Below are 25,285 nucleotides of genomic sequence, written 5' to 3'. Positions count from 1 at the left end.
AAAACAGAAAGGCCTAAGCGATGCTTAGGCCTTTCTGTTTTATATCATTTGTCATACTGAGCGGTAGTGATAGCAAAGCATCTGTATATTGGTAACAACACTACCGTTGTCACCCTGAGGTACTCGAAGGGTAGCAGCAGAGACATTCATAGGAGCGACCTGTGCGCCCATGCTTTGAGTGCCCCAGCATGACAACGGTAGTTCACTTTTGGAGAAGCTAGATAGAGATGCTTCCCTATTGTTCAACATAACAACTTCTCTTACAAATTACCCCGTAACTCTTGTTCTCTTTCAATAGCCTCAAAGAGTGCCTTAAAATTACCGGCGCCGAAAGAACGTGCACCTTTGCGCTGAATGATTTCAAAAAATACAGTTGGGCGGTCTTCCAGCGGTTTGGTGAATATCTGCAACAGGTAGCCTTCTTCATCACGATCTACCAAGATACCTAACTTTTTAAGGGGTTCCAGGTCTTCGTCAATATGGCCTACCCGGTCTATCAACTCATCATAATAAGTAGTGGGTACAGTTAAGAACTCTACGCCCCGGCTTTGCAAATCAGTTACCGTTTTTACAATGTTGCTGGTGGCCAAAGCCAGATGCTGCACGCCCTCTCCTTCGTAAAACTCCAGGTACTCCTCAATCTGCGATTTCTTTTTGCCCTCAGCCGGTTCATTGATCGGAAACTTTACGTAGCCATTGCCATTGCTCATTACCTTGCTCATCAGGGCTGAATACTCAGTTGAAATGGTTTTATCATCAAAGGTCAGGATGTTTTTAAAGCCCATTACCTCTTCATAAAACTTCACCCATTGGTTCATTTTATTCCAGCCTACATTACCCACGCCATGATCTACATACATCAGACCTGTTGGTGCAGGGTTATAGGCCGATTCCCATTTCTGATAGCCGGGTAAAAATGTACCGTTATAATTTTTACGCTCAATGAATAGGTGCACGGTATCACCATACAATTTAATACCGCTGGTGCGAACTTCGCCATGTTCATCGGTTAACGTTTGCGGCTGTTGGTAAGGCTCGGCACCACGGCGGGTGGTTTGTTCAAAGGCATCATAAGCATCGTCTACCCAAATGGCCAAGGCCTTAATACCGTCGCCATGCTTTTTGATATGCTCGGCAATGGGGCTGTCGGAATGCATAGGTGTAGTTAGCACCAACCTGATTTTATCTTGTACCAGTACATATGAAGCACGATCACGCACACCTGTTTCAGGGCCGGCATAGGCCAGGCTTTGAAAGCCGAAGGCGGTTTTATAAAAATGGGCTGCCTGCTTGGCATTGCCTACATAAAATTCCACATAATCGGTGCCGTTAAGCGGCAAAAAGTCGTTATTAAGCGTTTGCGGCTGCTTTTCTATGGTTAATGTTTCCATGGTATATCTTGTTAGTATTGAATGATTATTAATTTATTCGCTCCAGCTTTTATAATAGCTTTCATCTTCAATGGCTATAGCATCTTCAGTCAGCATCAGTGGCTTAAAAGGATCTATCATTACGGCCAACTCATGCGTTTCTTCCTTGCCAATTGATTTTTCTACCGAGCCCGGAGCAGGCCCATGCGGTATGCCGCCAGGGTGCAAGGTAATTTGCCCTTTCACTACATTTTTACGGCTCATAAAGTCGCCGTCTACATAATACAGCACTTCATCACTATCTACGTTACTATGGTTATATGGTGCCGGAATAGACAGCGGATGATAGTCAAATTTGCGGGGCACAAATGAGCAGATCACAAAGTTATGCCCTTCAAACGTTTGGTGCACCGGAGGTGGTTGGTGCAGGCGGCCGGTAATCGGTTCAAAATCATGAATAGAAAACGCCCAGGGATAATGCAGGCCATCCCAACCAATAAAGTCGAAAGGGTGAGTACCATAAGTGTACGGGTAAATCAAGCCTTGCTTTTTAATCAGCACCTTGAAATCGCCATGCTCATCATGCGTTTCCAAGTTGGTAGGGCGTTTAATATCCCGCTCGCAGTAAGGCGCATGTTCCATCAATTGCCCAAATTGGTTTCGGTAGCGTTTGGGCGTACGTATCGGGCTAAAGCTTTCTACAATGAACAAGCGGTTCTGCTCGGTATCAAACTCCAGCTGGTAAATGGTACCACGCGGAATCACCAAATAATCGCCGTACACAAATTTAATCTGACCAAAGCCGGATTTTAATGTGCCTGAGCCCTGATGAATAAAAATCACCTCGTCAGCCTGGCTGTTTTTGTAAAAATAATCCTTCATGGATTTACGCGGGGCGGCCAACGAAATGTGCAAATCATTATTTACCAGCACCGGTTTACGGCTTTGCAAATAATCATCGGCCGGTGGTATATTAAAGCCGATTAAACTGGTATGTTTCAGGTGCTTCTCGCGGGCAATTTTAGGTTCTACCGAATATGGCTCACCCAATGCTTTTACAATGGTAGGCGGGTAACAGTGGTAAACCAGCGAGTACATGCTCGAAAAGCCCTCGGTAGACACCAGCTCTTCGGCGTACAGGCTACCATCCGGTTTACGGAACTGGGTATGCCGCTTCGGCGGAATTTGCCCTAAAGTATGATATACAGGCATATGCTAAACAATTAATGAATGAGCGAAAGAATAAGAAAAGGTGAACAGTGGCGAATCGCTGCTTTTAGCAGCCGCAAAACAAGGGCAGGTTGCCCTTAAAGAAATTAAATGGAATACTGTGCCAGCACAATCTTCGACAACATCTCGTACCGGTACGAAGCGATAACGCTTATAGCAGTTAACTGATGTGGTGAACCCTTGTGTGGCACAGTAGTATCTTTAGATTTATAATTGGCTGAAACGAAGTTAAGCAACTGCTTTTTATTATGCAAGCATAATATTATTTATTTTATTAAAGGTTAATGTTTAGCTTTGATGAAGGCGCTGCCCGCCTTATAAACCTATAATAACGCTACCCTTTTATGAAACTCGTATCTTACAAGAATGACGACGCCGAACATTTGGGCATTTTCATTAACGGCCATATTTACAACTTGCATGCCTGCGACAAGCTGATACCCGATGACATGAACGGCTTTTTATGGGGAGGGGATGAGTTAATGGAGCGGGCTTTGAAGATTGACAGTGAAATTAAAGCCGGTACCCGAATAGCCAAAGAAGAGGCATTTTTTGAATTGCTGGCCCCCGTACCTCACCCTACCTCCTGCCGCGATGCCTATGCCTTCAGGCAACATGTGGCTACCTCAAGACGTAACCGGGGGTTAGACATGATACCCGAATTTGACCAATACCCGGTATTTTATTTTACCAACCACAAAGCCATACAAGGCCCCGGCGAAGTACACTGCATGCCCGACCATTTTCAAAAACTCGACTTTGAACTGGAAGTAGCCGTAGTGCTCAATAAAAAAGCCCGCAACATTAAAGCCGCCGAAGCCGACCAACTGATTGCGGGATATCTTATTATGAACGACCTGAGCGCCCGCACCCTGCAAATAGAGGAGATGGTGCTCAACCTGGGCCCGGCCAAGGGGAAAGATTTTGCCACCGTGATTGGCCCTTGGCTGGTAACGCCGGATGAGTTGGAACCTTACGGCATTGCTGCCAAGCCCGGCCATACCGGTAATTGCTACAACTTAAACATGAAATGCCGTGTGAACGGCATTGAGATTTCCAGCGGTAACCTGGCCGACATGGACTGGACCTTTGCAGAAATTTTAGAACGCTGCGCCTATGGTTGTGATGTTTTACCCGGTGATATCATTGGCTCAGGCACGGTGGGTACCGGCTGCTTTCTGGAACTGAACGGCACTGGCCTGCGCCAGGATGCGAACTATCAGCCGCAGTGGCTGCAGGCCGGCGATATTGTAGAATTAGAGGTAACCGGGTTGGGAATATTAAGCACTATTATTGTAAAAGAAGACAGTGATTTTTCAATTTTGAGCTTAAAGAAATGACAGGCATCAAACTGTTACTAAGCCGTGCAAGCCCTTTTATAAGCACTGCTTGTAAACAATAATGCCTAATTTTGTGTAGTGATAGCCTACTGTTCAGCTTATCACTTTTACATCTGCTATTATACTATGAGAATTATATTTATGGGTACGCCCGCATTTGCAGTGGCATCGCTTGAGGCTTTGGTTGAATCGGGTGCCAACGTGGTGGCGGTGGTTACCGCGCCCGATAAACCCGCCGGCCGCGGTCAGAAGCTCAATGAATCGGCGGTAAAGCAATATGCCGTTGCGCACCACCTGCCGGTATTGCAGCCCGAAAGATTAAAAAATGAAGATTTTTTACAGGAACTGCAAAGCTACCAGGCCGATTTGCAAGTAGTAGTCGCCTTCCGGATGCTGCCTGAAGTGGTTTGGCGTATGCCTGCCAAAGGCACCATTAACCTGCATGCTTCTCTGTTACCCCAATATCGGGGGGCGGCTCCCATCAATTGGGCTATTATTAACGGTGAGAAAGAAAGCGGGGTAACTACCTTCTTTTTAAAACAGGAAATTGATACCGGTGATATTCTCTTTATTGAAAAAGTTTCGATTGCCGAGGATGTAACCGCCGGTGAATACCACGACCGCCTGATGATTAAAGGCGCCGGGCTGCTGGTGAAAACCGTAAAAGCCATTGAGAGCGGCCGCTATACCGAGCAGCCGCAGGAACAATTAGCTGATGGTATTGAACTTAAGCACGCCCCTAAAATATTTAAAGACGATTGCCGTATAGACTGGAACCAGCCGGTAGAGATAGTATATAACCGGATCAGAGGTTTAAGCCCCTATCCTACCGCCTTTACCGAACTCAACGGTAAAACACTTAAAGTTTTTAAAACGACTAAGCAAACCGATACACCTGAAGTACAACCTGGTCAACACCTTACCGACCAAAAGACATACCTCAAATTTGCCTGCGCCGATGGCTACATCAGTATTACCGACCTGCAAATGGAAGGTAAAAAACGCATGAGCATCGAGGAGTTTTTGCGGGGTGTAAGGTTGTGAGTTAATAGATAATCCGGTTTGAATTGCAAAGCATTACGTTACAAAAGCATCTATCAACTTCATGTCATAAAAATCCATCGCGTTTCCTTATTCGTTAATGGGATATATTTTTGCCCCTTACAGAGTAAAAGCAGCGATGAATTTAAAACTTGAAGCATTACGCACCGCAATTGAACCTTTAAGGCAACAACTGGTTCAGCACGAATTATATAAACACATTCATACACTTGAGGATTTAAACCTGTTTACGGCACACCATGTGTTTGCCGTATGGGATTTTATGTCGTTACTGAAAGCGCTGCAACAAAAGTTAACCTGCACTCACACGCCTTGGATGCCGGTAGGCAATGCCAACACCCGTTACTTAATTAATGAGATTGTAACGGGCGAGGAAAGTGACATTGATGAGCAGGGCAATCGCAGCAGCCACTTTGAACTTTACCTGCGCGCCATGCAGCAAGCCGGCAGCGAGGCCACTTATATAAACGCTTTATTCGCAGAATTGAACAATGGTAAAACCATTGACGAAGCTTTGATTATTGCCCATATACCCGTAGCTGCCCGCAATTTTGTGCAGCATACATTTGATGTGATTGCAGCCGGCAAGCCTCACATCCTGGCAGCGGTATTCACTTTTGGGCGTGAAGATTTAATTCCGGACATGTTTTTGAGCATTGTTAAAGAGCTGAGCCAGCAGTTACCGGGTAAGGTAGATATCCTGTTGTGGTATTTAGAACGCCATATCGAAGTAGACGGCGACCACCACTCACAGCTGGCCTACCAAATGACAGCCGAACTTTGCGGCGACGATGACACTTGCTGGCAAGAGGCCACCGAAGCTGTAAAAGCCGCCCTGCAATCACGCATCGACTTATGGAATGGTATTTTACAGGCGATTCAGATGCCTGAGCAAGTGTTGGTGTAAATTTGTTCTTTCTTTGATTCTTCGCATTGTTAATTTTACCGTAGCGATAAATTTCCGGTCTTTATATAAAAGATTAAGTCAGATCAAAGAATTGTCATTGCGAGCGTTAGCGTGGTAATCGCACGGAGGCATCTGCGCCTCTGTACAGCAAGCGGTTGCCACGCTAACGCTCGCAATGACAGAATGAATAATCTTAAATGAAACTACGATAATTACAGTTTATTCAACTCCTCCATCAGCATTTTACTGGTTTTGTTGAAGTAGCGTTTAATGCCCGAGCCGATAACCCATTGAATGCCGCGGGTGGCGTTGGTGAGAAACACCTCTTCGGCCTGGTTTAGTATTTCCGGGTTAATCTGTGCCTCGGTAACCGGAATATTGTTTTTCAGCGCCAGCTTGATCACTACCTGGCGCATTACACCTGCAATGCAGCCTTCGCTAAGCGCCGGGGTATACAGGTGGCCCTGGTATAGCACAAACACGTTAGAACTTAAAGCCTCGCACAAAAAGCCGTTTTGGTTCAAAATAAATACATCATCCACCCGGCTTTGCGTTTTAAACAAGCCAGCCATTACGTATATCAGCGAGTTACAGGTTTTCAGGTTCGAGAGGTAATTTAGAGGTTTTACAAGTTCGGTAAACACATCCATAATCATACCCCGGTTATTAAGCATGTACTGGTTGTGCTGGTCGGGCTGCAGTTCTATACACCAGCCGGCTTTATTAAAGTCGGGTGTGTATAAGCCGCCTGCATCGCGATAAACGGTTAAACGCAACCGGCCGTGTTTGGCCTTGTTCATGATACCCAGTTCTTCGGCTTTCTCTTTCAAAAAGTAGTCATCAAACAAGCTGAAATTCTCTATCTTGAGTGCACGCATGCCCTGCTGCAGGCGGTCGGCATGCAGGTCAGGAAACTTAAGTTGCCCGTTCATCAGCCGCATACTCTCAAACAGGCCATCGCCATATTTAAAAGACCGGTTGCAGATATCGAGCAGTGCTGTATTACTGGGTATTAAATCGCCGTTAAAATTGATAAATGAGGGCATACAAATGGTGTAAACAAACTTTTATGCATTTTGCTCACTGTTAGCCGCAATATATTTACGCCATTTCTGCAATACGCCTTCAAAATCGGCAGGCAGCGGAGCCTCAAAGTCGATGCGTTTACGCAAAGTAGGGTGCACAAAGCCCAGCGTACGTGCATGCAGGGCCTGGCGCGGCATCAGTTCAAAGCAATTTTCCACAAACTGTTTGTACTTGCTAAACGTGGTTCCCTTCAATATCTTATCGCCCCCGTACATGGCATCGCTAAAAAGAGGGTGCCCAATATGCTTCATGTGTGCCCTGATCTGGTGCGTACGGCCGGTTTCCAATTGGCACTCAATAAGTGTAACATAGCCAAAGCGCTCCAGCACTTTATAATGGGTTACTGCCCATTTGCCCTTTTCCGGGTCGTCGTATATAGACATAACCCGCCTGTCGACCACACTGCGGCCAATATAACCTGTAACGGTACCATCCTGCTCCAAATCGCCCCATACGAGGGCCAGGTACTGGCGGGTAATGGTATGTTCGTAAAACTGGCGTGCAAGCCAGGTCATGGCCCGCTCGTTTTTGCTGATGAGCAACAAGCCCGAAGTATCTTTATCAATGCGGTGCACCAGCCCCGGCCGGCCATCATTGCCGGGTAAGGTAGGCAGCTGCTGAAAGTGATATACCAATCCGTTCACCAGCGTACCGGTATAGTTATTATACCCGGGGTGCACCACCAAACCTGCCGGCTTATTAACCACCAGCACATCGTCATCCTCATACACAATATTAAGCGGAATATTCTCCGGATAAACTTCTGTATCGCGCGGCGGATGCGGCAGTACCACCGAAATTACATCCGAAGGTTTTACCTTGTAACTGGGTTTAATGGTTTTGTCATTCACCAGCACATTACCCAAATCAATGGCATTCTGGATGCGGTTGCGCGAGGCATTTTCAACCCGATGCATCAAAAACTTATCTATCCGCAACAGCGATTGTCCTTTGTCAACAACAATGCGCAGGTGCTCATATAAATCCTGCTCGTCGGTTTCGGGTAATTCAACTTCAGTGGTCATTGCTGCAAATTTAAGTTTTTTTACGCTGAGCATTGTACATTTGCACATGCCCATGCAGTTAGAAATCTTCAGCCCGGTACAGCAAATTAATGATGCCATATTTGATGCCGCTGGTATTGAAGTTTTTATTAAACGGGATGACCTGATTCATCCGCTCATTTCGGGCAATAAATGGCGCAAGCTTAAGTACGTTTTACAAAAAGCAGAAACTGAAAAAAAACGCCACCTGGTTACTTTTGGAGGCGCTTTCTCTAACCATTTGCTGGCTACAGCCGCTGCCGCTGCCAAATTTGGTTTCACCTCTATGGGTTTTGTACGGGGCGAAGAAGTGCAAAACCACACCTTATTTTTATGCCGGCTGCATGGCATGAAACTCATATTTACCGATCGAAGCAGTTACCGCGATAAACCGGCTTTGTTTAACCGTTATTTTGAGAATGATGACAATGCCTATTTCATAGATGAAGGCGGTGCCTCTCCCGAAGCCGCCCAGGGCTGTGCCGAATTGCTGAATGAGCTTACAACTACCTATAACTATATGTTTTGCGCCTGCGGTACTGGCACCACCGCGGCTGGTTTAATCAACGGCATTCAACAGCACCAAGTATCTACCGCTTTTCATGGCATCCCTGTGTTCAAAAACGGCGAATTTATCAGGGCTGATATTGACCGCTACTTAACTGCCCCCGCCCCCTACCAGTTGCATACCGATTACCATTTTGGAGGCTATGCCAAAACCACATCGGAACTGATAGATTTCATCAAAAACTTTGTAGCCCGAACAGGCATCCTCATTGAACCGGTATACACCGGTAAAATGCTGTATGCTATTTACGATCTGACCCAACAAGGATATTTTCATCGCGGCAGCCGCATACTGGCCGTTCATACCGGCGGTACATTAGGTTTGCTGGGGATGCAGGAGAAATTTTTAAAATTAGAAATGTAAAAACGCATGTCATGCTGAACGACAGCGAAGCACCTTCATTTTTGGTATTTATGAACGAACCAACACCGTCATGCTGAGGTTATTCGAAGCATGGGCGCACAGGCCTTTTTTGATGAGTGTTTCTGCAACTATGCTTCGAGTAACTCAGCATGACAGCGGTAGTGCATTTATGTTTTTTATATATAAAACCGTTCTTCGAAGTTTTTCTGTTCTTCGAAGTTTCCAACTTCGAAGGCTTATGTATGTAGATTGTATCTGCCTGAAAACTACTGACTCATTTATGTCAGTGCTGCGTGCAGCAGGCGGCTTTGCCGGCACACAAATTATTTTTGTAAACCGGCTGCTGTGTAAAAATCAACTTTAAACCATTTAAACCTGCTTTTTGCTAAAAACCGCACTGGTTGCTTATTTAAGGCCTTTTGGGTACATTTGAGTAAACACAGATGCTTATGAAAACTTTGCCGGTTACTCCCGAAAATGTTCAAACCATTTTAAAAAAGCATACCATTGCCGATGGTTTCGACCTCACCTTTGATATGGAAAAAAGCCAGGGCGTTTACATTTATGACTCGCTGCATAAACGCACCCTGCTCGACTTTTTTACCTGCTTTGCTTCTGTACCTCTTGGTTACAATCACCCCAAAATGTTACAGGATGAGCAGTTCAAGCAAGACCTGATGCTGGCAGCCCTAACCAACCCCTCCAACTCGGATATATACACTACTCAATACGCCCGGTTTATGGAAACCTTCAGCCGGGTAGCGATCCCTGATTATCTGCCGCATGCTTTTTTTATAGCCGGCGGCGGCCTTGCCATTGAAAATGCATTGAAAGCCGCTATGGACTGGAAAGTGCAGAAAAACTTTGCCAAAGGCCATAAGCAGGAAAAAGGCTTTAAAGTATTGCACTTTGAAAAAGCCTTTCATGGCCGTACCGGGTATACTTTGAGCCTGACCAATACCCTGCCTGTGAAAACCAAGTGGTTTGCCAAGTTTGACTGGCCACGGGTATCGCACCCAACAGTTCAATTTCCGTTAACGGATGAAAATATGGAAGATTTACTGCGCCGCGAAGCACAGTCAGTAGCCGAAATACGGCAGGCCTTTCATGATCATCCGGATGATATTTGTGCCATTATCATCGAGCCTGTACAGGCCGAAGGTGGCGATAACCATGTGCGCCGTGAATTTATGGAGCAGCTGCGCCAATTGGCTGATGAAAACGAAGCCTTATTAATTTATGATGAGGTGCAAACCGGTGTTGGCCTCAGCGGTAAATTTTGGTGCTACGAGCATTTTGGCGAAAAGGCCCGGCCAGATATTATTGCCTTTGGTAAAAAGATGCAGGTATGCGGTATACTGGCCGGCCGGCGGCTGGATGAAAACCCTGATAATGTATTCACTATACCTTCACGCATCAACTCTACTTGGGGCGGCAGCCTAGCGGACATGGTGCGCGTTACCAAAATACTGGAGATTATTGAAGAGGATAATTTATGCGCCCATGTCGCCCAAACCGGAGATTACTTACAGCAGCAGTTACTTCATTTAGCAGAAAAGCACCCAATGATAAGTAACATCAGGGGACAGGGTTTACTTACTGCCTTTGATTTTGAGCAAAATGAACAAAGAAACCTGTTTATTAAAAAGGGGTTTGAACATCATATTGTGTTTTTGGGTTGCAGTTCACACACCATCAGGTTCAGGCCTGCACTTATAATGCAGGAAAGTGACATTGACAGAGGCATTGAAGCGGCCGACACTATACTTAAAAGTATGTAATAATGTTGCTACATTGTAAGTTTTAGTAAAAGTTAAGGGCGGTTTTCAATAACAAGATACTATTATTGCCCGTATACGTTATATCATTAGTTGTAAACCTAATTTACCGGTGTATAAACGCAAATATTGCACCCATATTTAAACTATTACAACCGAACATATATTACTTATACTACTGTAAAAATCTACTATTACTAAAATGAGCAAGCACAGCGAGAAATTGAAAAAGCAACTTCTTGAAATTTCCGAAATTATTAATTCTTTTCAGTCTGAGGCGGTGCAGGTAAAACTGATTGACCGTCTGTTGGATACGATGGTGGAATGGGATACAGACCTGATTGATTCTAATAAGAAAGTCCATTCGCTCAGAAGCTATAATACGGATGCCGATCAGGGCCCTAAGAAGATGGGAGCTACCAAGGTTTTAAACCAGCTCCTCTCAACTGACTTCTTCGACCAGCCGCATTCTATTGCCGGCATAGCCGAATACTGTAAAGAACAATTTAATGCGGAGTTCAAAACTTCCGAGTTATCAGGCATATTGCTGAAACTGGCAAACGAAAACAAACTGATACGTGAGCGAAGCAACGAAAACAACCGCTTTGAATATGTAAAGGCATCATAATAAAAAAAAGGCCCTGCATTTAGCAGAGCCTTTTTTTATTTTAAATCGAATAAGCTATCCACACCTAAAATTTTCCGGCTTAAAAAGCCCTCTGCAAATTTGGCTTGTATAGACCGGCCCAGTTCGCGGGCACGTGCTTCTGTATTGATAAAGAAGTCGGATGAGGAAATGTACGTCTCCGGCTCATTTTTCCATTCCGGGTTATAAAACTGAGAGCCGTAAGCCTTCAGGCTTTCTATCTTTTTATCCCAGTATTCAGTTACATCCACTATAAAATCCGGTTCAATATAACGGTCCTGTATAAAATGGAACAATTGCTTAGGCCGCCATGCTTCCTGCAGTTGGCCATCAGCAGAGGTTTCAATTTTTCGTAAACCTGCTAAAAATACGGCTGCTTCTACTAAATCACTGGCCCGGCCATGGTCGGGGTGGCGGTCATGGTAGGCATTAGTAATTACAATTTCGGGCTGGAACTTGCGTATCGCTTCAATTACTTTAATTTGATGCTCTTGTCCGTTGATGAAAAAGCCATCCGGCAACCCCAGGTTTTCGCGCACAGCCAGCTCCAAAATACGGGCTGCTGCGGCGGCCTCTTGGTCGCGTATTTCGGCGGTGCCGCGCGTACCCAGTTCGCCCCGGGTTAAATCTACTATACCCACTTTCTTTCCGGCGGCAATATGTTTGAGTATGGTACCTGCACAGCCCAGTTCCGCATCATCGGGGTGGACAGCCAGTACCAGTATATCCAATTTAAGCATGGCAGCTATTATTAGGTTGATTGAGTAGTCAGCAGGCGTTCAATCTGCTTTTTGATTTTTGACGATGTGGGACGGGTAAAAGGGTAATAAAACTCATTTACATGGCCATCTTTGTCAATTAAATACTTGTGAAAATTCCAGCGGGGCTGCGAACGTATTCTACCATTGCGCTTTTCGTCAGACAAGAATTTGTACAAGGGATGTTTCTCCGGCCCTTTCACATGTATTTTGCTGAATACCGGAAAATGTGCGCCGTAGTTAATAGCGCAAAATGTACCAATGGCACTACCTTCCAAGGGCTCCTGCGAACCGAAGTCATTGGTTGGGAACGCCAGTATTTCAAAATCCCGCCCCTGATATTCTTTTCTTAACGCCTCCAGCTCTTTAAGCTGTGGGGTAAAGCCGCATTGCGAGGCGGTATTAACTATTAAAAGAACTTTGTTTTTAAACTCGCTTAAGCTCACTTCTTCACCGTTCAGCTTTTTAACGCTGAACTGGTAAATACTACTGTCGTCCATTCAAATTAATTATTGTATGAGTAATAACCTGCGTTGCGCAGGATGTTTTCCATGTCGCGTTCCTGCTCGGGGTCGTAGGTCTCTTTCAAATTGTGGCCAAAGATACGCGCTACAGATTGAAACATAAAGGCATGAAAGGTACCTTTTATTTCTTTGGCCATTTCGTAGCTGGTACTACCGGTTTCACGGTTTACCAGTTTAATCAAAATTTCACCCTGGGTAATGGTCAAATCTTTGATTTTATCATTAAATAAATTTTTAATTTCTGTTTCACATGCCTTCATCATCTCCTTCTGCTTCTTTTTATCGGCTGTGGTGGCCAAATCGCGCTGCAGCTGGCGGTAGCGGTTGCCGGCAAATTTGGCATAGGGTATTACTTTGTAAATATTGTACTTCAGCCGCTGATAGGCCAGGCGGTCATCATCGCTTTTAAAAATGCGGGTATCTACAATTTTAACTTCCTGCGTAACAATCCATGGCACTAGCTGACCGTCTAATTCCGTCAGGTAGGTTTTAATGGTATCATTCTTGCCCACCTTAGGCCGGGGCAGTTCGCTTTGTGCGTTTACTACGCCAAAACAGCAGCAGAATATGAGCAGAAGACCAATAATTTTCATATATTTACGTAATACAAAAATAACGTAAATTATTACGTATCTGCAACAACTGCAAATTTTATTATATATCAATTACAATCTGTTGCTTTTAAGTTAACCTGTTGTACATGAAAGAGTTAGTGATTGACCTGGAAACAGAGAAAAACGAAATATTAAGACGCTACAGAGGCTTACTGCGTGCCTGTAAATCCACTTTGCAAAAAGGCGATAAAAGGCTGATCCGTAAAGCTTTTGATATGGCATTGGAAAGCCATAAAGATATGCGCCGCAAATCGGGCGAGCCTTATATTTATCATCCCATTGCCGTAGCGCAGATTGCCGCCGAAGAGATTGGCCTGGGTACCACCTCTATTGTGTGTGCATTGCTGCACGATGTGGTAGAAGATACCGATGTGAGCCTGGAGGATATTGAGCGTGAATTTGGTAAAAAAGTAGCCAAAATTATTGATGGCTTAACCAAAATTTCAGGCGTATTTGACACAAACAGCTCATTGCAGGCCGAGAATTTCCGTAAGATGCTGCTGACGCTGGCCGATGATGTGCGCGTAATTTTGATTAAGCTGGCCGACCGCCTGCATAATATGCGCACCATGGAGTTTATGCCGCGCGACAAGCAGTTGAAATTATCTTCAGAAACGGTATACCTGTATGCCCCACTGGCTCACCGGCTGGGTTTATATGCTATAAAGTCGGAGTTGGAAGACCTATCCATGAAGTACATGGAACGGGAAACCTACCAGTTCATCAAAAACAAACTAAATGAGAAAAAGGCCGAACGGGAAAAATTCATTGCTGACTTTATTAGTCCGGTAAAGAAAGCGCTGGAAAGCCAGGGCTTGCATGCTGATATTTTTGGCCGCCCGAAATCCATACATTCCATCTGGAATAAGATGAAGAAAAAGGCCATCCCTTTTGAGGAAGTATACGATCTGTTCGCCATCCGTATCATTTTGGATAGCTTGCCCGAACAAGAAAAATCGGATTGCTGGAAAGCGTACTCCATCATTACCGACCAGTACCGGCCTAACCCCGACCGTTTACGAGACTGGGTATCATCGCCCAAAGTAAACGGTTACGAATCATTGCACACTACAGTGATGGGGCCACGCGGGCAATGGGTAGAAGTGCAGATACGCACCACCCGCATGAATGAGATAGCCGAAAAAGGTTTCGCAGCACACTGGAAGTACAAAGAATCGTCAACCGATAACGGCCTCGACCAGTGGGTACACAAAATCAGGGAAATGCTGAAAAATCCGGAATCGAACGCGCTGGAATTTTTGGATGATTTCAAGATGAACCTTTTTGCTGATGAAATTTTCATCTTTACGCCTAAAGGTGCTTTAATTCAGTTGCCGTTTAATGCCACCGCTTTAGATTTCGCCTTCGAAATTCACTCCGACGTAGGCGCCAGCTGTATAGGTGCAAAGGTGAACCACAAGCTGGTGCCCCTGAATACCAAGTTGCAAAACGGCGACCAAGTGGAAATCATTACTTCGGGCAAGCAGACGCCGAAAGAAGACTGGCTGAACTTTGTAGTAACTGCCAAGGCTAAAGCCAAAATTAAATCGGCCTTAAAAGAAGAAAAACGCAAAATTGCTGAAGATGGTAAGGAAATATTAGAGCGCAAGCTGAAATCATTAAAGATTACTTACAACTCCGAGAATATTCACAAACTGAGTTACTACTTCAAACTGCAAACCACGCAGGATTTATTTTATAACGTAGCCAAAGGGCTGATTGATCTTAAAGACTTAAAAGAATACCAGGCTACCGAAAAAGTAATAGAAAATAAACCCCAGGAACGCATTGAGCAAGACCAGGTTAAAAGCATTTTGCGTAATGTAAAAGCCAAAGACAGCGATATGCTACTCATTGGCGAGGATATGCAAAAGATTGATTATACCCTGGCAAACTGCTGCAATCCTATCCCCGGTGATGATGTGTTCGGCTTTATTACTGTAAATGAAGGTATCAAAATACACCGCACCAACTGCCCTAACGCGGCCAAACTGATGGCCAATTATGGCTATCGCATTGTGAAAGCCCGGTGGACCAACCAGCATGAGCTGGCTTTCCTGACTGGCTTACGTATTACCGGTATTGATGATGTAGGTTTGATTAATAAGCTAACTACCGTTATCTCTCACGACTTTAAAGTGAATATGCGCTCTATTACCGTAGACAGCGACAACGGCATCTTTGAAGGTACCATTATGGTGTACGTAAATGACACTGAGCACCTGGACAACCTGATTAGAAGGCTAAAACAGGTAAAAGGCGTAACCGGCGTAAACCGCTTCGACTCGGCCGCCCCGGTGGAAAAAGCGTCGTGAGTGGTTGATTGAGTTGATTAAGTGAGTAGTTGTTTACAATAATAAGTCATCATTATTTAAGAAAATAACTACTCACTTAATCAACTCAATCAACTTAATCAACTAATTTATACCTTTGAACTTTAATAACCACTTATGCCTCAACAGGAAACCATTGGTATGGTAAAAAAGATTTTCGAGGCCTATCTCGAAAACAAAAGCCTGCGTAAAACGCCGGAGCGCTTTGCCATTCTGGAAGAAATATATTCGCGTAATGACCACTTTGATGTAGAGTCGCTCTACATCCACATGAAAAATAAAAAATACCGGGTGAGCCGCGCAACGGTATATAATACACTTGAGCTTTTGGTATCGTGCGATTTGGTAACCAAGCACCAGTTTGGCAAAAACATGGCGCAGTTCGAAAAATCATACGGCTACAAGCAGCATGATCATATTATTTGCCTTGATTGCGGCCGTGTAGTTGAGTTTTGCGATCCGCGCATACAGCAGATACAGAGCATGATGGGCGATCTGCTAAAATTTGATATCAAACACCACTCGCTTAACTTATACGGTAATTGTACTAAATTAAAAGAAGGTTTCTGTGACAGAAAATTATAGCTTTGCGCCTTTAATTTTTCACTCACATTACAACATAACATAAATGGCTGTTGATGTTTTATTAGGCCTCCAGTGGGGCGATGAAGGCAAAGGCAAGATTGTTGACGTGCTTAGCGCCGATTATGACCTGATTGCCCGCTTTCAGGGTGGCCCCAATGCCGGACATACCCTTGAGTTTGACGGTAAAAAGTTTGTACTGAATACCATCCCTTCAGGTATATTTTTTGCAAACACCATGAACCTGATTGGTAATGGTGTAGTGATCGATCCCATTACCCTGAAAAAGGAACTGGATAAACTGAAAGATGCCGGCCACGATTTGCTGGCTAAAGGCAACTTGATGATTGCCAAAAAAGCACACCTCATTTTACCTACTCACCAGTTACTGGATGCAGCATCAGAAAAAAAGATGGGCGAAGGAAAAATTGGTTCTACGCTTAAAGGCATTGGTCCTACCTATATGGACAAAACCGGCCGCAACGGTTTACGTATAGGCGATATTACCCTGCCAGACTTTAAAGAACGCTACCAGAAGCTGGTCGATAAGCATAAATCCATGCTACAATCGTTGTACGGCGAGGTAGCCGATTTCAGCGAACGCGAACAGGCATTTTTTGAAGCCATCGACCTGATTAAGCAGTTCCCGCTGGTTGACTCCGAGCACTTGGTAAACAATTATTTGAAAGAAGGTAAAAAAGTACTGGCCGAAGGTGCACAGGGCGCTATGCTGGATGTGGATTTCGGTTCGTATCCTTTCGTTACTTCATCTAACACCACTACTGCCGGTGCCTGTACCGGTTTGGGTATTGCACCGCGCGAGATTGGCGATGTGATCGGTATTTTCAAAGCCTATTGCACCCGCGTAGGCGGCGGCCCCTTCCCTACTGAGTTAGACAATGACTTGGGCGAAGAACTACGCCAACTGGGCCATGAATTTGGCGCTACCACGGGCCGTCCGCGCCGTACCGGCTGGATTGATTTGCCCGCCTTGAAATATGCCATTATGCTAAACGGCGTTACTCAATTGGTAATGACTAAAGCTGATGTACTGAGCGGCTTCGAAAAAATTTACGCTTGTACCCATTACAACTACAATGGTGAGGTGATTGATTATATGCCATATGATATTATTTCTATTGAGCCCACCCCGGTGTTAAAGGAGATTGAGGGCTGGCACGAAGATATTACTGGTATTACCGAGTTGAACCAAATTCCGGCTAAACTGGAATCTTACATTCAGTTTTTGGAAGCCGAATTAGGTGTGCCGGTAAAATATTTATCAGTTGGGCCAGACAGGGTACAGACGCTGATTTTAAACTAATACATATATTTACATAACGTCATTGCGAGGTACGAAGCAATCTCTCTACAATTTGCCTGAATTGGGCGTAGAAAGATGGCTTCGTACCTCGCAATGACGTTTTAGCGTAAATCCTATGGCTTTTCAATCCGACAACATTACTATCTTCAAACAGCGAGCCCTGCAATGGGCCACCTCGTTTGAAGTATGTTGTTGTCTGGAATCGAACGGGTTTAAGGATGCCTATCATCAGTTCGATACCCTGATTGCAATTGGAGTCAAGGCCGAAGTAAATGCGGTTGCGGGCAATGCATTTGCACAGCTGCAACACTTCAGAGCACAGCATAAAGGCTGGATGACTGGCTTTGTGGGCTACGATTTGAAAAATGAGTTGGAAGCCTTAACTTCTGACAATCCGGATCAACTCCAGTTTCCTGATCTTTATTTCTTTGTGCCGGAGCATTTGATCATCATCCGGGGCGGGGAAATTGAAATACAATCGGCTATCCAGCACGAAGTGTTGGAGGCTATACAACAACAGTCGGTTTCAGATACAGCTAACACAGCCGCTGTTCATATCAAATCCCGCTTATTATGGCAAGAATACATCGACAAAATCAACCAGATTAAAGAGCATATCAGTCGTGGCGATATTTATGTGACCAATTTTTGCCAGGAGTTTTATGCCGAACAGGCACACATTCAACCGCTGCAGGTATGGCAGCAGCTGAATGGAGTTTCGCCCAATCCCTTCGCCTGTTTTTTTAAGTACCATCAGCACTATATTTTAGGCGCTTCGCCCGAGCGCTATTTAGCTAAACGCGGCCAAAGGCTCATTTCTCAACCCATCAAAGGTACGGCACCCAGAAGCGTAACCAATGACGAATACGTTAAAAACCAGTTGCGCCAGCACCCCAAAGAGCAACAGGAAAACGTAATGATTGTAGACCTGGTGCGTAATGATTTAACCCGTTGCGCTGTACCCGGTAGTGTACAGGTAAAAGAACTGTTTGGCATTTACAGTTTCGCACAGGTGCACCAGATGATTTCAACTGTAATTGCCGAAATCAATCCGGCTGCAGATGTGGTTGAGGCTATTAAAAGTACCTTCCCTATGGGCAGCATGACGGGGGCACCTAAAGTAAGCGCTATGCAACTGATGGAACATTACGAGGTCAGTAAACGGGGCATTTACTCAGGCACAGTGGGCTACTTTGACCACAAAGGCGATTTTGATTTTAATGTGGTGATCAGAACCGTACTATATAACGCCGCCAACCGATACCTTTCCTTTCAAACCGGCAGCGCCATTACTTTTGATGCCAATGCAGAACAAGAGTACCAGGAATGTTTACTAAAAGCCAAAGCTATACTGCAAGTGCTGGGCGCTTCAAATTCCCCTTTATCCTAACCGCTACCTCAGAACCCTGAGCGAAGAAAGCGGAATAAGGCGGTACACTTAAATAAGGCAAAAATTCAGGTCCATAAAGAGCAGCAATGTCAGCCTCGAACACCGGGTTACTCACCTCGTTTATTCGCCACGAAACATGCTCTACAGCATATTCAACCGTCTTAGCGTCATTAATACGGTTATAGCCCCAGTAATGCTCAAAAATAAACTCTTCGGGGCTACCGGGCGCCATAGGAGCAGAATGATTGGAAACAGTAGCGCCTAATTTGTTCCATTGGCCATTCAATTTCCATTCGTAAAGATAATCAGTAGCGCTTTTTTGGGCTGATGTTTGTACACTGTGCCGCATAGGTAAGGCACGATAATGCTCATTATACAGGTTATTCGCAATAACGGCAATAACCGGCTTGGGTACAATCTCACTAATGAACACAGCGCCCCGCTTCCATTCTTTGCCATCAAAATAGCGCACATAAAACCGCAAGTTCACTTCTTCAAAGTTGACATGAAAGGGCCATTTGATACCCAGCACCCGTGTATTGTTGAACATGAAGCCTACCATGCTCACCAAGGCTTTGCCCTGCCATAAATCCAACTCGGTGTAAGCAGGCAGATAAGGCTGCAATACCTTTGGGTCAACCTCGTAATTGAGCATTAACAGGTTATTCCATTCGGCTTCTAAAAATTTGCGGTTTGCCATGCTGTAAACGTAAACTAAAAATCCTGCCGGGGCAGAATTTGTTTGTCTACTTGCGGTAATATTTCATGGCCTCAGGTATGAGGTTTTGCAGGGCAGCTATGCGTGTGGCATCAGCTGGGTGCGTGCTTAAAAATTCAGGTGTTGAACTGCCGCCAGAGCGTGAGGCCATACGCTGCCAGAACGCAACGGCTGCATGCGGGTCATAACCAGCCATGGCCATAAAAGTTAACCCGAGGCGGTCGGCTTCCGATTCTTGGTTTCTTGAATATTTTAACAATACCAAGTTTCCACCCACACCATATAGCGAATTAATAATGCCCACAGTAGGTGAATTTGAAGTATTGGCAGCAACGCCAATGGCGGTACCCAAACCTTGGGCTACATATTGTTGTGAAATGCGCTCGGCAGAATGGTGAGCAATAGCGTGACCTATTTCGTGGCCCATTACAGTAGCCAAGCCTGCATCATTTTCAGCAATTGGCATAATCCCACTATATACTGCTACTTTTCCTCCGGGCATACACCAGGCATTCACTTCGGAGCTTTGAATTAAATTAAACTGCCATTGATAAGAAGCAGTGCTGTAACCATTAGCTTGTAGATAACGGTCTATGGCGCTGGCTAACTGGCTACCCACACGTTTCACGCGCTGGGCATCGGCAGTACCGTTAATCACCTTTGTTTTCGGATCGGATAATAACTGGGTGTAACTTTGCGCAGCCGACTGGTTGATCGTCGCATCGCTAACTACGTTAAACTGCTTGCGGCCGGTAAGCGGCACGGTGGAACAGGAATATACAGTAAAAGCAAGAGCTACTGCAACTAATGGTTTTAAAGGTTTCATAATCCCTAAACAGCTTTTCGCTTAAAAAGGTTTACTTTAGATTCTTTCCCCTTTAACAAACGCTCAATATTTTTTTGGTGCGTAACCATAATTAGCACACAAATACACATACCGTAGATGACCACAGACTTGATGTATACCGGAAAAATAAAGGTAACACCAATCAGATAAGCAAAGCCACCTAATATAGAACCCAGCGATACGTAGCGGGTAATTAACAGCACCACAATAAACACAGCCACACATAGTAAAGCCGAATGCAGATCAACCGCCAGTACCATACCAAATAGTGTAGCTACGCCCTTACCGCCTCTAAACCCGGCAAATACAGGAAAAAGGTGGCCCATTACCGCCGTAATACCTAAAGCCAGTTCGTAATTGGTGAACGCGATGGATTGCGGTGCGCCGGTGACAGATGCACCAATAAAATAAGCCAGATTGGTAGCTGTCCATCCTTTCAGGATATCAATCAGCATTACCGGGATGCCGGCCTTTTTGCCAAGTACCCTGAAGGTATTGGTAGCGCCTGCATTGCCGCTGCCATATTCGCGCACATCAATGCCATAAAAAGCCTGCCCTATCCACACCGCTGTGGGGATAGAGCCGAATAAATAAGCCAGTATAAGTGCGCCAATGGCGTATACAGATAACATTTTTACTACAATATTAATTAAAAGGCAGGTATACTCTCCATGCCCGACGCTTATTTAACTGCTTTTAAACTTAAATCGAGGCTTTTTACCGAGTGGGTAAGCGCTCCTACCGAGATATAATCCACCCCGCACTCGGCATAACCGCGTATGGTGTCAACAGTAATGCCTCCCGATGCCTCGGTAGCATATTGCCCTTTTACCATCGCTACCGCCTTGCGCAAATCTTCCAGGTTGAAGTTGTCAAACATGATACGGTCTATACCGCCTGCATCCAGTGCCTGCTGTAACTCGTTCAGGTTACGCACTTCAATTTCAATTTGCAGGTGGCGGCCGGCATCTTTTAAATATTGTTGTGCATTGGTAATGGCATTATAAATACCCCCCGAATAATCCACATGATTATCTTTAATCAGTATCATATCGTACAAGGCAAAACGGTGATTGGCACCGCCGCCTATCTGCACGGCCCACTTTTCAAAATAACGGAAGTTGGGTGTGGTTTTGCGGGTATCCAGCACTTTGGTATGCGTGCCCTGCAGCAAATGCATAATTTGGTGAGTTTTAGTAGCAATGCCACTCATGCGCTGCATGCAGTTAAGCACCAGCCGTTCGGCTTTTAATATGCTGTGCACACTACCTTCTACCTCCAGTGCAACGTCGCCATGCTTTATGGCAGCACCATCCTGCAGAAAAACATTCACCTGCAAGTGAGCATCAATTTCCCTGAAAATTTCAACAGCCAGCTCCACCCCGGCCAGTATGCCATCATCCTTCACCAGTAACCGGGCTTTGCCCGTAGTACCTGCCGGAATGGTAGACAATGAGGTGTGGTCGCCATCGCCTACATCTTCGGCTAAGGCATGCTGAATAAAAGTATGTACAAGTTGTTTATCCAAGATAGTATGATTTCAAAGGCTCAAAAGTAAAAACAATTGCCGTTTATTTAGTTTTTGAATAATAAAGTTAATGTGACAATTACACAAAGCAAAACGTAATCTTCACCAAAACTTCATTGCGAGGACTGAAGCCATCCTCGACTGGCAGGTCTTGGACAATGGCTCTGTACACAGAGATTGCTTCGTTCCACGCAATAACGTGGTGTTCTATTAACTACGAACATCCCAAAAACAATTTTGCCCAAAGCTTTTTATTCAATTATTCAACCCATATCAATACTGCCTTTATATATTTGCACTGTGGAACAACATAAAAAAGTAGCATTACTCATTTTAGACGGCTGGGGCTACGGTCGTCATGACCAGTCCAACGCTATTTATGCGGCTAACACCCCTTATTTTGATTCGCTGTTGGCGAAATACCCTAACTCGAAGCTTACCGCCTCAGGTATAGCCGTAGGTTTACCCGAAGGGCAAATGGGCAACTCTGAAGTAGGCCACATGAATTTAGGCGCCGGCCGGGTAGTATACCAGGAACTGGGCCGCATTCACAAAGCAGTGGATGACCAGGAGTTACCCACTAATCAGGTAATAAAAGAAGCGTTTGAATATGCCAAACAAAATAATAAAGCTGTCCACTTCATCGGTTTAGTATCTGATGGTGGCGTGCATGCACATACCAAGCATCTAAGAGGCTTGTGCGATGCAGCTATGGCTTACGAACTGGATAAAGTTTACATCCATGCATTTTTGGATGGCCGCGATACCGATCCAAATTCCGGTAAAGGTTATATCAGCAATTTAGAAACGTATCTGTCCGGCAAGCCTATCCAGTTAGCCTCTATGATTGGCCGTTATTATGCCATGGACCGCGATAACCGCTGGGAACGCGTAAAATTAGCTTATGATCTGCTGGTAAACGGCACTGGTAAATTTGCGACCAATCCCGTGCAAGCCATTCAGGAATCATACGATGAAGGTGTAACCGACGAGTTTGTGAAACCAATTGTGCTAACTCACAATGATGAGCAACCCATTGCTGTAATTAAAGACGGTGATGTAGTTATCAGCTTTAATTTCCGTACCGACCGTGGCCGCGAAATTACCATTGCCTTAACGCAAAAGTCATTTCCTGAGCAGAACATGCACCCACTGCAGTTACATTACGTGACCATGACCACTTATGACGATACCTTTAAAGGCGTTAAAGTAATTTTTACTAAAGATGATTTGACCAAAACTTTGGGCGAAGTATTGGAAGCAGCAGGCAAAAATCAAATCCGCATTGCCGAAACTGAGAAATATCCACACGTTACCTTCTTCTTTTCGGGCGGCCGCGAAAAGGAATTTGCAAACGAGAAGCGTTTACTGGTTCCCTCACCAAAAGTGGCTACTTATGATTTACAGCCCGAAATGAGTGCTTTGGGTATACGCGATGCCATTTTACCTGAGCTGCAATGCGGCTGGCCGGATTTTATTTGCCTCAACTTTGCCAATACCGATATGGTAGGCCATACCGGCGTATTTGAAGCGGTTGTAAAAGCAGCCGAAACGGTTGATGCCTGCGTAGAAGCCGTAGTAGAAACCGGTTTGGCTAACGGCTACTCCTTCATTATTATTGCCGACCACGGCAATGCCGATTTCATGATCAACGAAGACGGCTCGCCGAATACCGCACATACCACTAACCTGGTGCCCTGTATTATCATTGATAAAGATGTAACTACTGTACAAGACGGCAAACTGGGCGATATTGCACCTACAGTTTTAAAAATGATGGGCGTTGCCATCCCTGAGGAAATGACAGGTAATGTATTGGTGTAAACGTATTGCTTTTTTATCTATATCCGCAGCTTTAATATCAGGTTTGCAAGCTTGCAAACCTGATATTAAAGAAACCGGTGGCCAAATGGCCTTTTTCGACCTGAAAGGGTATTTTAAAGCCGATTCGGCTCGCTTAACTCAAATGCATCCGCTAGTAAACAAACTGGTGAAGCACAATGATGAAGCACAAAAACAACAAGTGCATATTGGCAACTGGGGCGAAGAATTAAGCTTGTTTACTCAATCGGATATCAATAAACCGGCCTGGCGCGAAAGCTACCAGGTAGAAACCTCGCCGGGTTTGGTGAGATACACGGCCAAAGATCCGAAACTGATTACACGCCGCATTGTAATCCATACAGATACTATTACCAAAAAGGTAAAATGGATATTGATTAATAACTACACTAAAAACCTGCTGTATACCTCGGCAGAGAAGCTCAGTTATTTCCCCGACTCTTTATATCAGATTGATAAAAAACAAATTATCAGGCTTGTAGGAACCAACCGGTATAGCGTAAAAGGGCTGATTAATGGCGGCCGGTAGTAGAGGCCAGCTTTTCTTTTGACACCGAGATTAGCGAAGAAATATCATCACGGCCCGGGCTATTGTCCAGCACTTTCTGAAAATCGCTGATGGCGGCTTTCAGTGCCAGTATACCCCTGTTTTTATCATACAATTTATTACCATCCTGTAGTTTAAAATTGCCGTAATCGCGGTAAGCCAGGCCGCGTATCTGGTAAAACCGCGTTTCTGAAGGAGATAACAATAAAGCTTTAGAAAGATCATTTATGGCACCCAGCATATTTTTCTCCCTTATTTCATCTTTTTGCTGTATATCCTTAGCCAAATAGCTTTTTGCCCTTGAGCGCCAGTAATATGCATCGGCATCAGCCGGCTTCATAGAAATTACTTTAGAATAAGCAGTAACCGATTTCTGGTAGTTTTCGCTGTGGTAGTAGGAATAGCCCAGCATTAAAAATGCATTGGCGTTGCTCGAATCAATATAGCAAGCCTTCTCCAACTGGTGAACCGCCGTTTTAAAATCACCGTTCATCAGGGCTTGTTGCCCCAGCTTTACATAGGCATTTTGAGCAGCAGCCTCAATAGAGGAAGTGATAACTAAAAATGATAAAATTACTGATAACCGCATTGGAGCTTGCTTTGGCAACAAATTTTATTTTACAATAACTTACAACAAAACCATTTAGTATAACCGATTTGCAAAATGTGGAAAACTTTCCATCTGTGCAACAGTATAGTTTGCGTTCTGCTGTAGGCTACTGCCGTTTTATCACCCGATAAAGCGAGTAAAATTCACTCCATACTTACATTTTGTGCATAAACTATTCATTAGCTATGCAGTCTTACAGTTATTGTATGCCAATGCGGTTGCTCTGCGGTGCTTGGCATGTGTATTGAATAGTATAACTTGTAAAAAATAAAATA

At 44.7% G+C, this 25,285-nt stretch carries 24 protein-coding genes; 12 read left to right on the top strand and 12 right to left on the bottom strand.

Annotated elements, in window-relative coordinates; genetic code table 11:
* Positions 1-260: 260 nt before the first annotated feature.
* Positions 261-1,391, bottom strand: a complete 1,131-nt coding sequence (hppD, locus tag ACYVNW_RS01095) for a 4-hydroxyphenylpyruvate dioxygenase (protein WP_460677986.1) — start codon at positions 1,389-1,391, stop codon at positions 261-263.
* A gap of 33 nt (positions 1,392-1,424) precedes the next feature.
* Positions 1,425-2,582, bottom strand: coding sequence for a homogentisate 1,2-dioxygenase (locus ACYVNW_RS01090; protein WP_460677985.1), 1,158 nt, complete (start codon positions 2,580-2,582; stop codon positions 1,425-1,427).
* A 362-nt stretch (positions 2,583-2,944) separates the two neighbouring features.
* On the opposite strand from ACYVNW_RS01090, the gene ACYVNW_RS01085 reads away from it, so the two are divergent.
* From ACYVNW_RS01085 to ACYVNW_RS01075, 3 genes are all read left to right on the top strand, one after another.
* Positions 2,945-3,940: a fumarylacetoacetate hydrolase family protein gene (locus ACYVNW_RS01085; protein ID WP_460677984.1), complete on the top strand. Its 996-nt coding sequence runs from the start codon at positions 2,945-2,947 to the stop codon at positions 3,938-3,940.
* 126 nt (positions 3,941-4,066) lie between these two features.
* On the top strand, positions 4,067-4,984 hold the full coding sequence (fmt, locus tag ACYVNW_RS01080; RefSeq protein ID WP_460677983.1) for a methionyl-tRNA formyltransferase: 918 nt from the start codon (positions 4,067-4,069) through the stop codon (positions 4,982-4,984).
* 136 nt (positions 4,985-5,120) lie between these two features.
* Positions 5,121-5,909: a DUF3050 domain-containing protein gene (locus ACYVNW_RS01075; RefSeq protein ID WP_460677982.1), complete on the top strand. Its 789-nt coding sequence runs from the start codon at positions 5,121-5,123 to the stop codon at positions 5,907-5,909.
* 212 nt (positions 5,910-6,121) lie between these two features.
* On the opposite strand, the gene ACYVNW_RS01070 is transcribed toward ACYVNW_RS01075, so the two are convergent.
* The gene (locus ACYVNW_RS01070) at positions 6,122-6,955 is read right to left on the bottom strand and encodes an aminotransferase class IV (RefSeq protein WP_460677981.1); all 834 of its coding nucleotides are present in this window, start codon (positions 6,953-6,955) and stop codon (positions 6,122-6,124) included.
* 21 nt (positions 6,956-6,976) lie between these two features.
* Positions 6,977-8,020 (bottom strand): RluA family pseudouridine synthase, encoded by a 1,044-nt coding sequence (locus tag ACYVNW_RS01065; protein ID WP_460677980.1) that lies wholly within the window; start codon positions 8,018-8,020, stop codon positions 6,977-6,979.
* Positions 8,021-8,072: 52 nt separating this feature from the next.
* On the opposite strand from ACYVNW_RS01065, the gene ACYVNW_RS01060 reads away from it, so the two are divergent.
* From ACYVNW_RS01060 to ACYVNW_RS01050, 3 genes are all read left to right on the top strand, one after another.
* Positions 8,073-8,969, top strand: a complete 897-nt coding sequence (locus ACYVNW_RS01060) for a 1-aminocyclopropane-1-carboxylate deaminase/D-cysteine desulfhydrase (RefSeq protein WP_460677979.1) — start codon at positions 8,073-8,075, stop codon at positions 8,967-8,969.
* Between the two features lie 449 nt (positions 8,970-9,418).
* Positions 9,419-10,750, top strand: coding sequence for an L-lysine 6-transaminase (gene lat / locus ACYVNW_RS01055; RefSeq protein WP_460677978.1), 1,332 nt, complete (start codon positions 9,419-9,421; stop codon positions 10,748-10,750).
* Positions 10,751-10,949: 199 nt separating this feature from the next.
* Entirely contained in the window at positions 10,950-11,375 is a 426-nt protein-coding gene (locus ACYVNW_RS01050) for a hypothetical protein (RefSeq protein ID WP_460677977.1), read from the top strand.
* 35 nt (positions 11,376-11,410) lie between these two features.
* On the opposite strand, the gene bshB1 is transcribed toward ACYVNW_RS01050, so the two are convergent.
* Genes bshB1 through ACYVNW_RS01035 form a run of 3 tightly spaced genes read right to left on the bottom strand, consistent with a single transcriptional unit; the run spans position 11,411 to position 13,268 of the window.
* On the bottom strand, positions 11,411-12,133 hold the full coding sequence (bshB1, locus tag ACYVNW_RS01045) for a bacillithiol biosynthesis deacetylase BshB1 (RefSeq protein WP_460677976.1): 723 nt from the start codon (positions 12,131-12,133) through the stop codon (positions 11,411-11,413).
* Between the two features lie 11 nt (positions 12,134-12,144).
* Positions 12,145-12,651, bottom strand: coding sequence for a glutathione peroxidase (locus ACYVNW_RS01040; RefSeq protein ID WP_460677975.1), 507 nt, complete (start codon positions 12,649-12,651; stop codon positions 12,145-12,147).
* 5 nt (positions 12,652-12,656) lie between these two features.
* On the bottom strand, positions 12,657-13,268 hold the full coding sequence (locus ACYVNW_RS01035; protein WP_460677974.1) for a DUF4294 domain-containing protein: 612 nt from the start codon (positions 13,266-13,268) through the stop codon (positions 12,657-12,659).
* Positions 13,269-13,375: 107 nt separating this feature from the next.
* On the opposite strand from ACYVNW_RS01035, the gene ACYVNW_RS01030 reads away from it, so the two are divergent.
* The 4 genes from ACYVNW_RS01030 (at position 13,376) to ACYVNW_RS01015 (ending at position 18,918) form a co-directional block, all read left to right on the top strand.
* The gene (locus tag ACYVNW_RS01030) at positions 13,376-15,604 is read left to right on the top strand and encodes a RelA/SpoT family protein (RefSeq protein WP_460677973.1); all 2,229 of its coding nucleotides are present in this window, start codon (positions 13,376-13,378) and stop codon (positions 15,602-15,604) included.
* 135 nt (positions 15,605-15,739) lie between these two features.
* Positions 15,740-16,207: a Fur family transcriptional regulator gene (locus ACYVNW_RS01025; RefSeq protein ID WP_460677972.1), complete on the top strand. Its 468-nt coding sequence runs from the start codon at positions 15,740-15,742 to the stop codon at positions 16,205-16,207.
* 43 nt (positions 16,208-16,250) lie between these two features.
* Entirely contained in the window at positions 16,251-17,528 is a 1,278-nt protein-coding gene (locus ACYVNW_RS01020; RefSeq protein WP_460677971.1) for an adenylosuccinate synthase, read from the top strand.
* A 115-nt stretch (positions 17,529-17,643) separates the two neighbouring features.
* Entirely contained in the window at positions 17,644-18,918 is a 1,275-nt protein-coding gene (locus ACYVNW_RS01015) for an anthranilate synthase component I family protein (protein WP_460677970.1), read from the top strand.
* Here ACYVNW_RS01015 and ACYVNW_RS01010 read toward each other — a convergent pair.
* From ACYVNW_RS01010 to nadC, 4 genes are read right to left on the bottom strand one after another with little or no spacing between them, the layout of a single operon-like run.
* Positions 18,875-19,618 (bottom strand): YqjF family protein, encoded by a 744-nt coding sequence (locus ACYVNW_RS01010; protein ID WP_460677969.1) that lies wholly within the window; start codon positions 19,616-19,618, stop codon positions 18,875-18,877. The genes ACYVNW_RS01015 and ACYVNW_RS01010 overlap by 44 nt on opposite strands.
* Positions 19,619-19,664: 46 nt before the next feature.
* Positions 19,665-20,462, bottom strand: a complete 798-nt coding sequence (locus tag ACYVNW_RS01005; RefSeq protein ID WP_460677968.1) for a M48 family metallopeptidase — start codon at positions 20,460-20,462, stop codon at positions 19,665-19,667.
* A gap of 5 nt (positions 20,463-20,467) precedes the next feature.
* Entirely contained in the window at positions 20,468-21,115 is a 648-nt protein-coding gene (gene plsY, locus ACYVNW_RS01000) for a glycerol-3-phosphate 1-O-acyltransferase PlsY (RefSeq protein ID WP_460677967.1), read from the bottom strand.
* 50 nt (positions 21,116-21,165) lie between these two features.
* On the bottom strand, positions 21,166-22,011 hold the full coding sequence (gene nadC / locus ACYVNW_RS00995) for a carboxylating nicotinate-nucleotide diphosphorylase (RefSeq protein WP_460677966.1): 846 nt from the start codon (positions 22,009-22,011) through the stop codon (positions 21,166-21,168).
* A gap of 300 nt (positions 22,012-22,311) precedes the next feature.
* Here nadC and gpmI point away from each other — a divergent pair, with 300 nt between their 5' ends.
* Positions 22,312-23,835: a 2,3-bisphosphoglycerate-independent phosphoglycerate mutase gene (gene gpmI / locus ACYVNW_RS00990; protein WP_460677965.1), complete on the top strand. Its 1,524-nt coding sequence runs from the start codon at positions 22,312-22,314 to the stop codon at positions 23,833-23,835.
* A 43-nt stretch (positions 23,836-23,878) separates the two neighbouring features.
* On the top strand, positions 23,879-24,382 hold the full coding sequence (locus ACYVNW_RS00985; protein ID WP_460677964.1) for a hypothetical protein: 504 nt from the start codon (positions 23,879-23,881) through the stop codon (positions 24,380-24,382).
* On the opposite strand, the gene ACYVNW_RS00980 is transcribed toward ACYVNW_RS00985, so the two are convergent.
* On the bottom strand, positions 24,366-24,989 hold the full coding sequence (locus ACYVNW_RS00980; protein ID WP_460677963.1) for a tetratricopeptide repeat protein: 624 nt from the start codon (positions 24,987-24,989) through the stop codon (positions 24,366-24,368). The two genes, ACYVNW_RS00985 and ACYVNW_RS00980, sit on opposite strands and share 17 nt — an antisense overlap.
* Positions 24,990-25,285: the final 296 nt, after the last annotated feature.

It is taken from the genome of Mucilaginibacter koreensis (genome assembly GCF_054783355.1).
Note: the sequence above shows the minus strand (reverse complement) of the source record. Positions and strands in the feature narration are given on the sequence as shown.

What these genes read in the sequence shown, in the direction of transcription:
- hppD (WP_460677986.1), bottom strand. Translation starts at nt 1,391, where the DNA reads ATGGAAACATTAACCATAGAAAAGCAGCCGCAAACGCTTAATAACGAC.
- ACYVNW_RS01090 (WP_460677985.1), bottom strand. Translation starts at nt 2,582, where the DNA reads ATGCCTGTATATCATACTTTAGGGCAAATTCCGCCGAAGCGGCATACC.
- ACYVNW_RS01085 (WP_460677984.1), top strand. Translation starts at nt 2,945, where the DNA reads ATGAAACTCGTATCTTACAAGAATGACGACGCCGAACATTTGGGCATT.
- fmt (WP_460677983.1), top strand. Translation starts at nt 4,067, where the DNA reads ATGAGAATTATATTTATGGGTACGCCCGCATTTGCAGTGGCATCGCTT.
- ACYVNW_RS01075 (WP_460677982.1), top strand. Translation starts at nt 5,121, where the DNA reads ATGAATTTAAAACTTGAAGCATTACGCACCGCAATTGAACCTTTAAGG.
- ACYVNW_RS01070 (WP_460677981.1), bottom strand. Translation starts at nt 6,955, where the DNA reads ATGCCCTCATTTATCAATTTTAACGGCGATTTAATACCCAGTAATACA.
- ACYVNW_RS01065 (WP_460677980.1), bottom strand. Translation starts at nt 8,020, where the DNA reads ATGACCACTGAAGTTGAATTACCCGAAACCGACGAGCAGGATTTATAT.
- ACYVNW_RS01060 (WP_460677979.1), top strand. Translation starts at nt 8,073, where the DNA reads ATGCAGTTAGAAATCTTCAGCCCGGTACAGCAAATTAATGATGCCATA.
- lat (WP_460677978.1), top strand. Translation starts at nt 9,419, where the DNA reads ATGAAAACTTTGCCGGTTACTCCCGAAAATGTTCAAACCATTTTAAAA.
- ACYVNW_RS01050 (WP_460677977.1), top strand. Translation starts at nt 10,950, where the DNA reads ATGAGCAAGCACAGCGAGAAATTGAAAAAGCAACTTCTTGAAATTTCC.
- bshB1 (WP_460677976.1), bottom strand. Translation starts at nt 12,133, where the DNA reads ATGCTTAAATTGGATATACTGGTACTGGCTGTCCACCCCGATGATGCG.
- ACYVNW_RS01040 (WP_460677975.1), bottom strand. Translation starts at nt 12,651, where the DNA reads ATGGACGACAGTAGTATTTACCAGTTCAGCGTTAAAAAGCTGAACGGT.
- ACYVNW_RS01035 (WP_460677974.1), bottom strand. Translation starts at nt 13,268, where the DNA reads ATGAAAATTATTGGTCTTCTGCTCATATTCTGCTGCTGTTTTGGCGTA.
- ACYVNW_RS01030 (WP_460677973.1), top strand. Translation starts at nt 13,376, where the DNA reads ATGAAAGAGTTAGTGATTGACCTGGAAACAGAGAAAAACGAAATATTA.
- ACYVNW_RS01025 (WP_460677972.1), top strand. Translation starts at nt 15,740, where the DNA reads ATGCCTCAACAGGAAACCATTGGTATGGTAAAAAAGATTTTCGAGGCC.
- ACYVNW_RS01020 (WP_460677971.1), top strand. Translation starts at nt 16,251, where the DNA reads ATGGCTGTTGATGTTTTATTAGGCCTCCAGTGGGGCGATGAAGGCAAA.
- ACYVNW_RS01015 (WP_460677970.1), top strand. Translation starts at nt 17,644, where the DNA reads ATGGCTTTTCAATCCGACAACATTACTATCTTCAAACAGCGAGCCCTG.
- ACYVNW_RS01010 (WP_460677969.1), bottom strand. Translation starts at nt 19,618, where the DNA reads ATGGCAAACCGCAAATTTTTAGAAGCCGAATGGAATAACCTGTTAATG.
- ACYVNW_RS01005 (WP_460677968.1), bottom strand. Translation starts at nt 20,462, where the DNA reads ATGAAACCTTTAAAACCATTAGTTGCAGTAGCTCTTGCTTTTACTGTA.
- plsY (WP_460677967.1), bottom strand. Translation starts at nt 21,115, where the DNA reads ATGTTATCTGTATACGCCATTGGCGCACTTATACTGGCTTATTTATTC.
- ACYVNW_RS00980 (WP_460677963.1), bottom strand. Translation starts at nt 24,989, where the DNA reads ATGCGGTTATCAGTAATTTTATCATTTTTAGTTATCACTTCCTCTATT.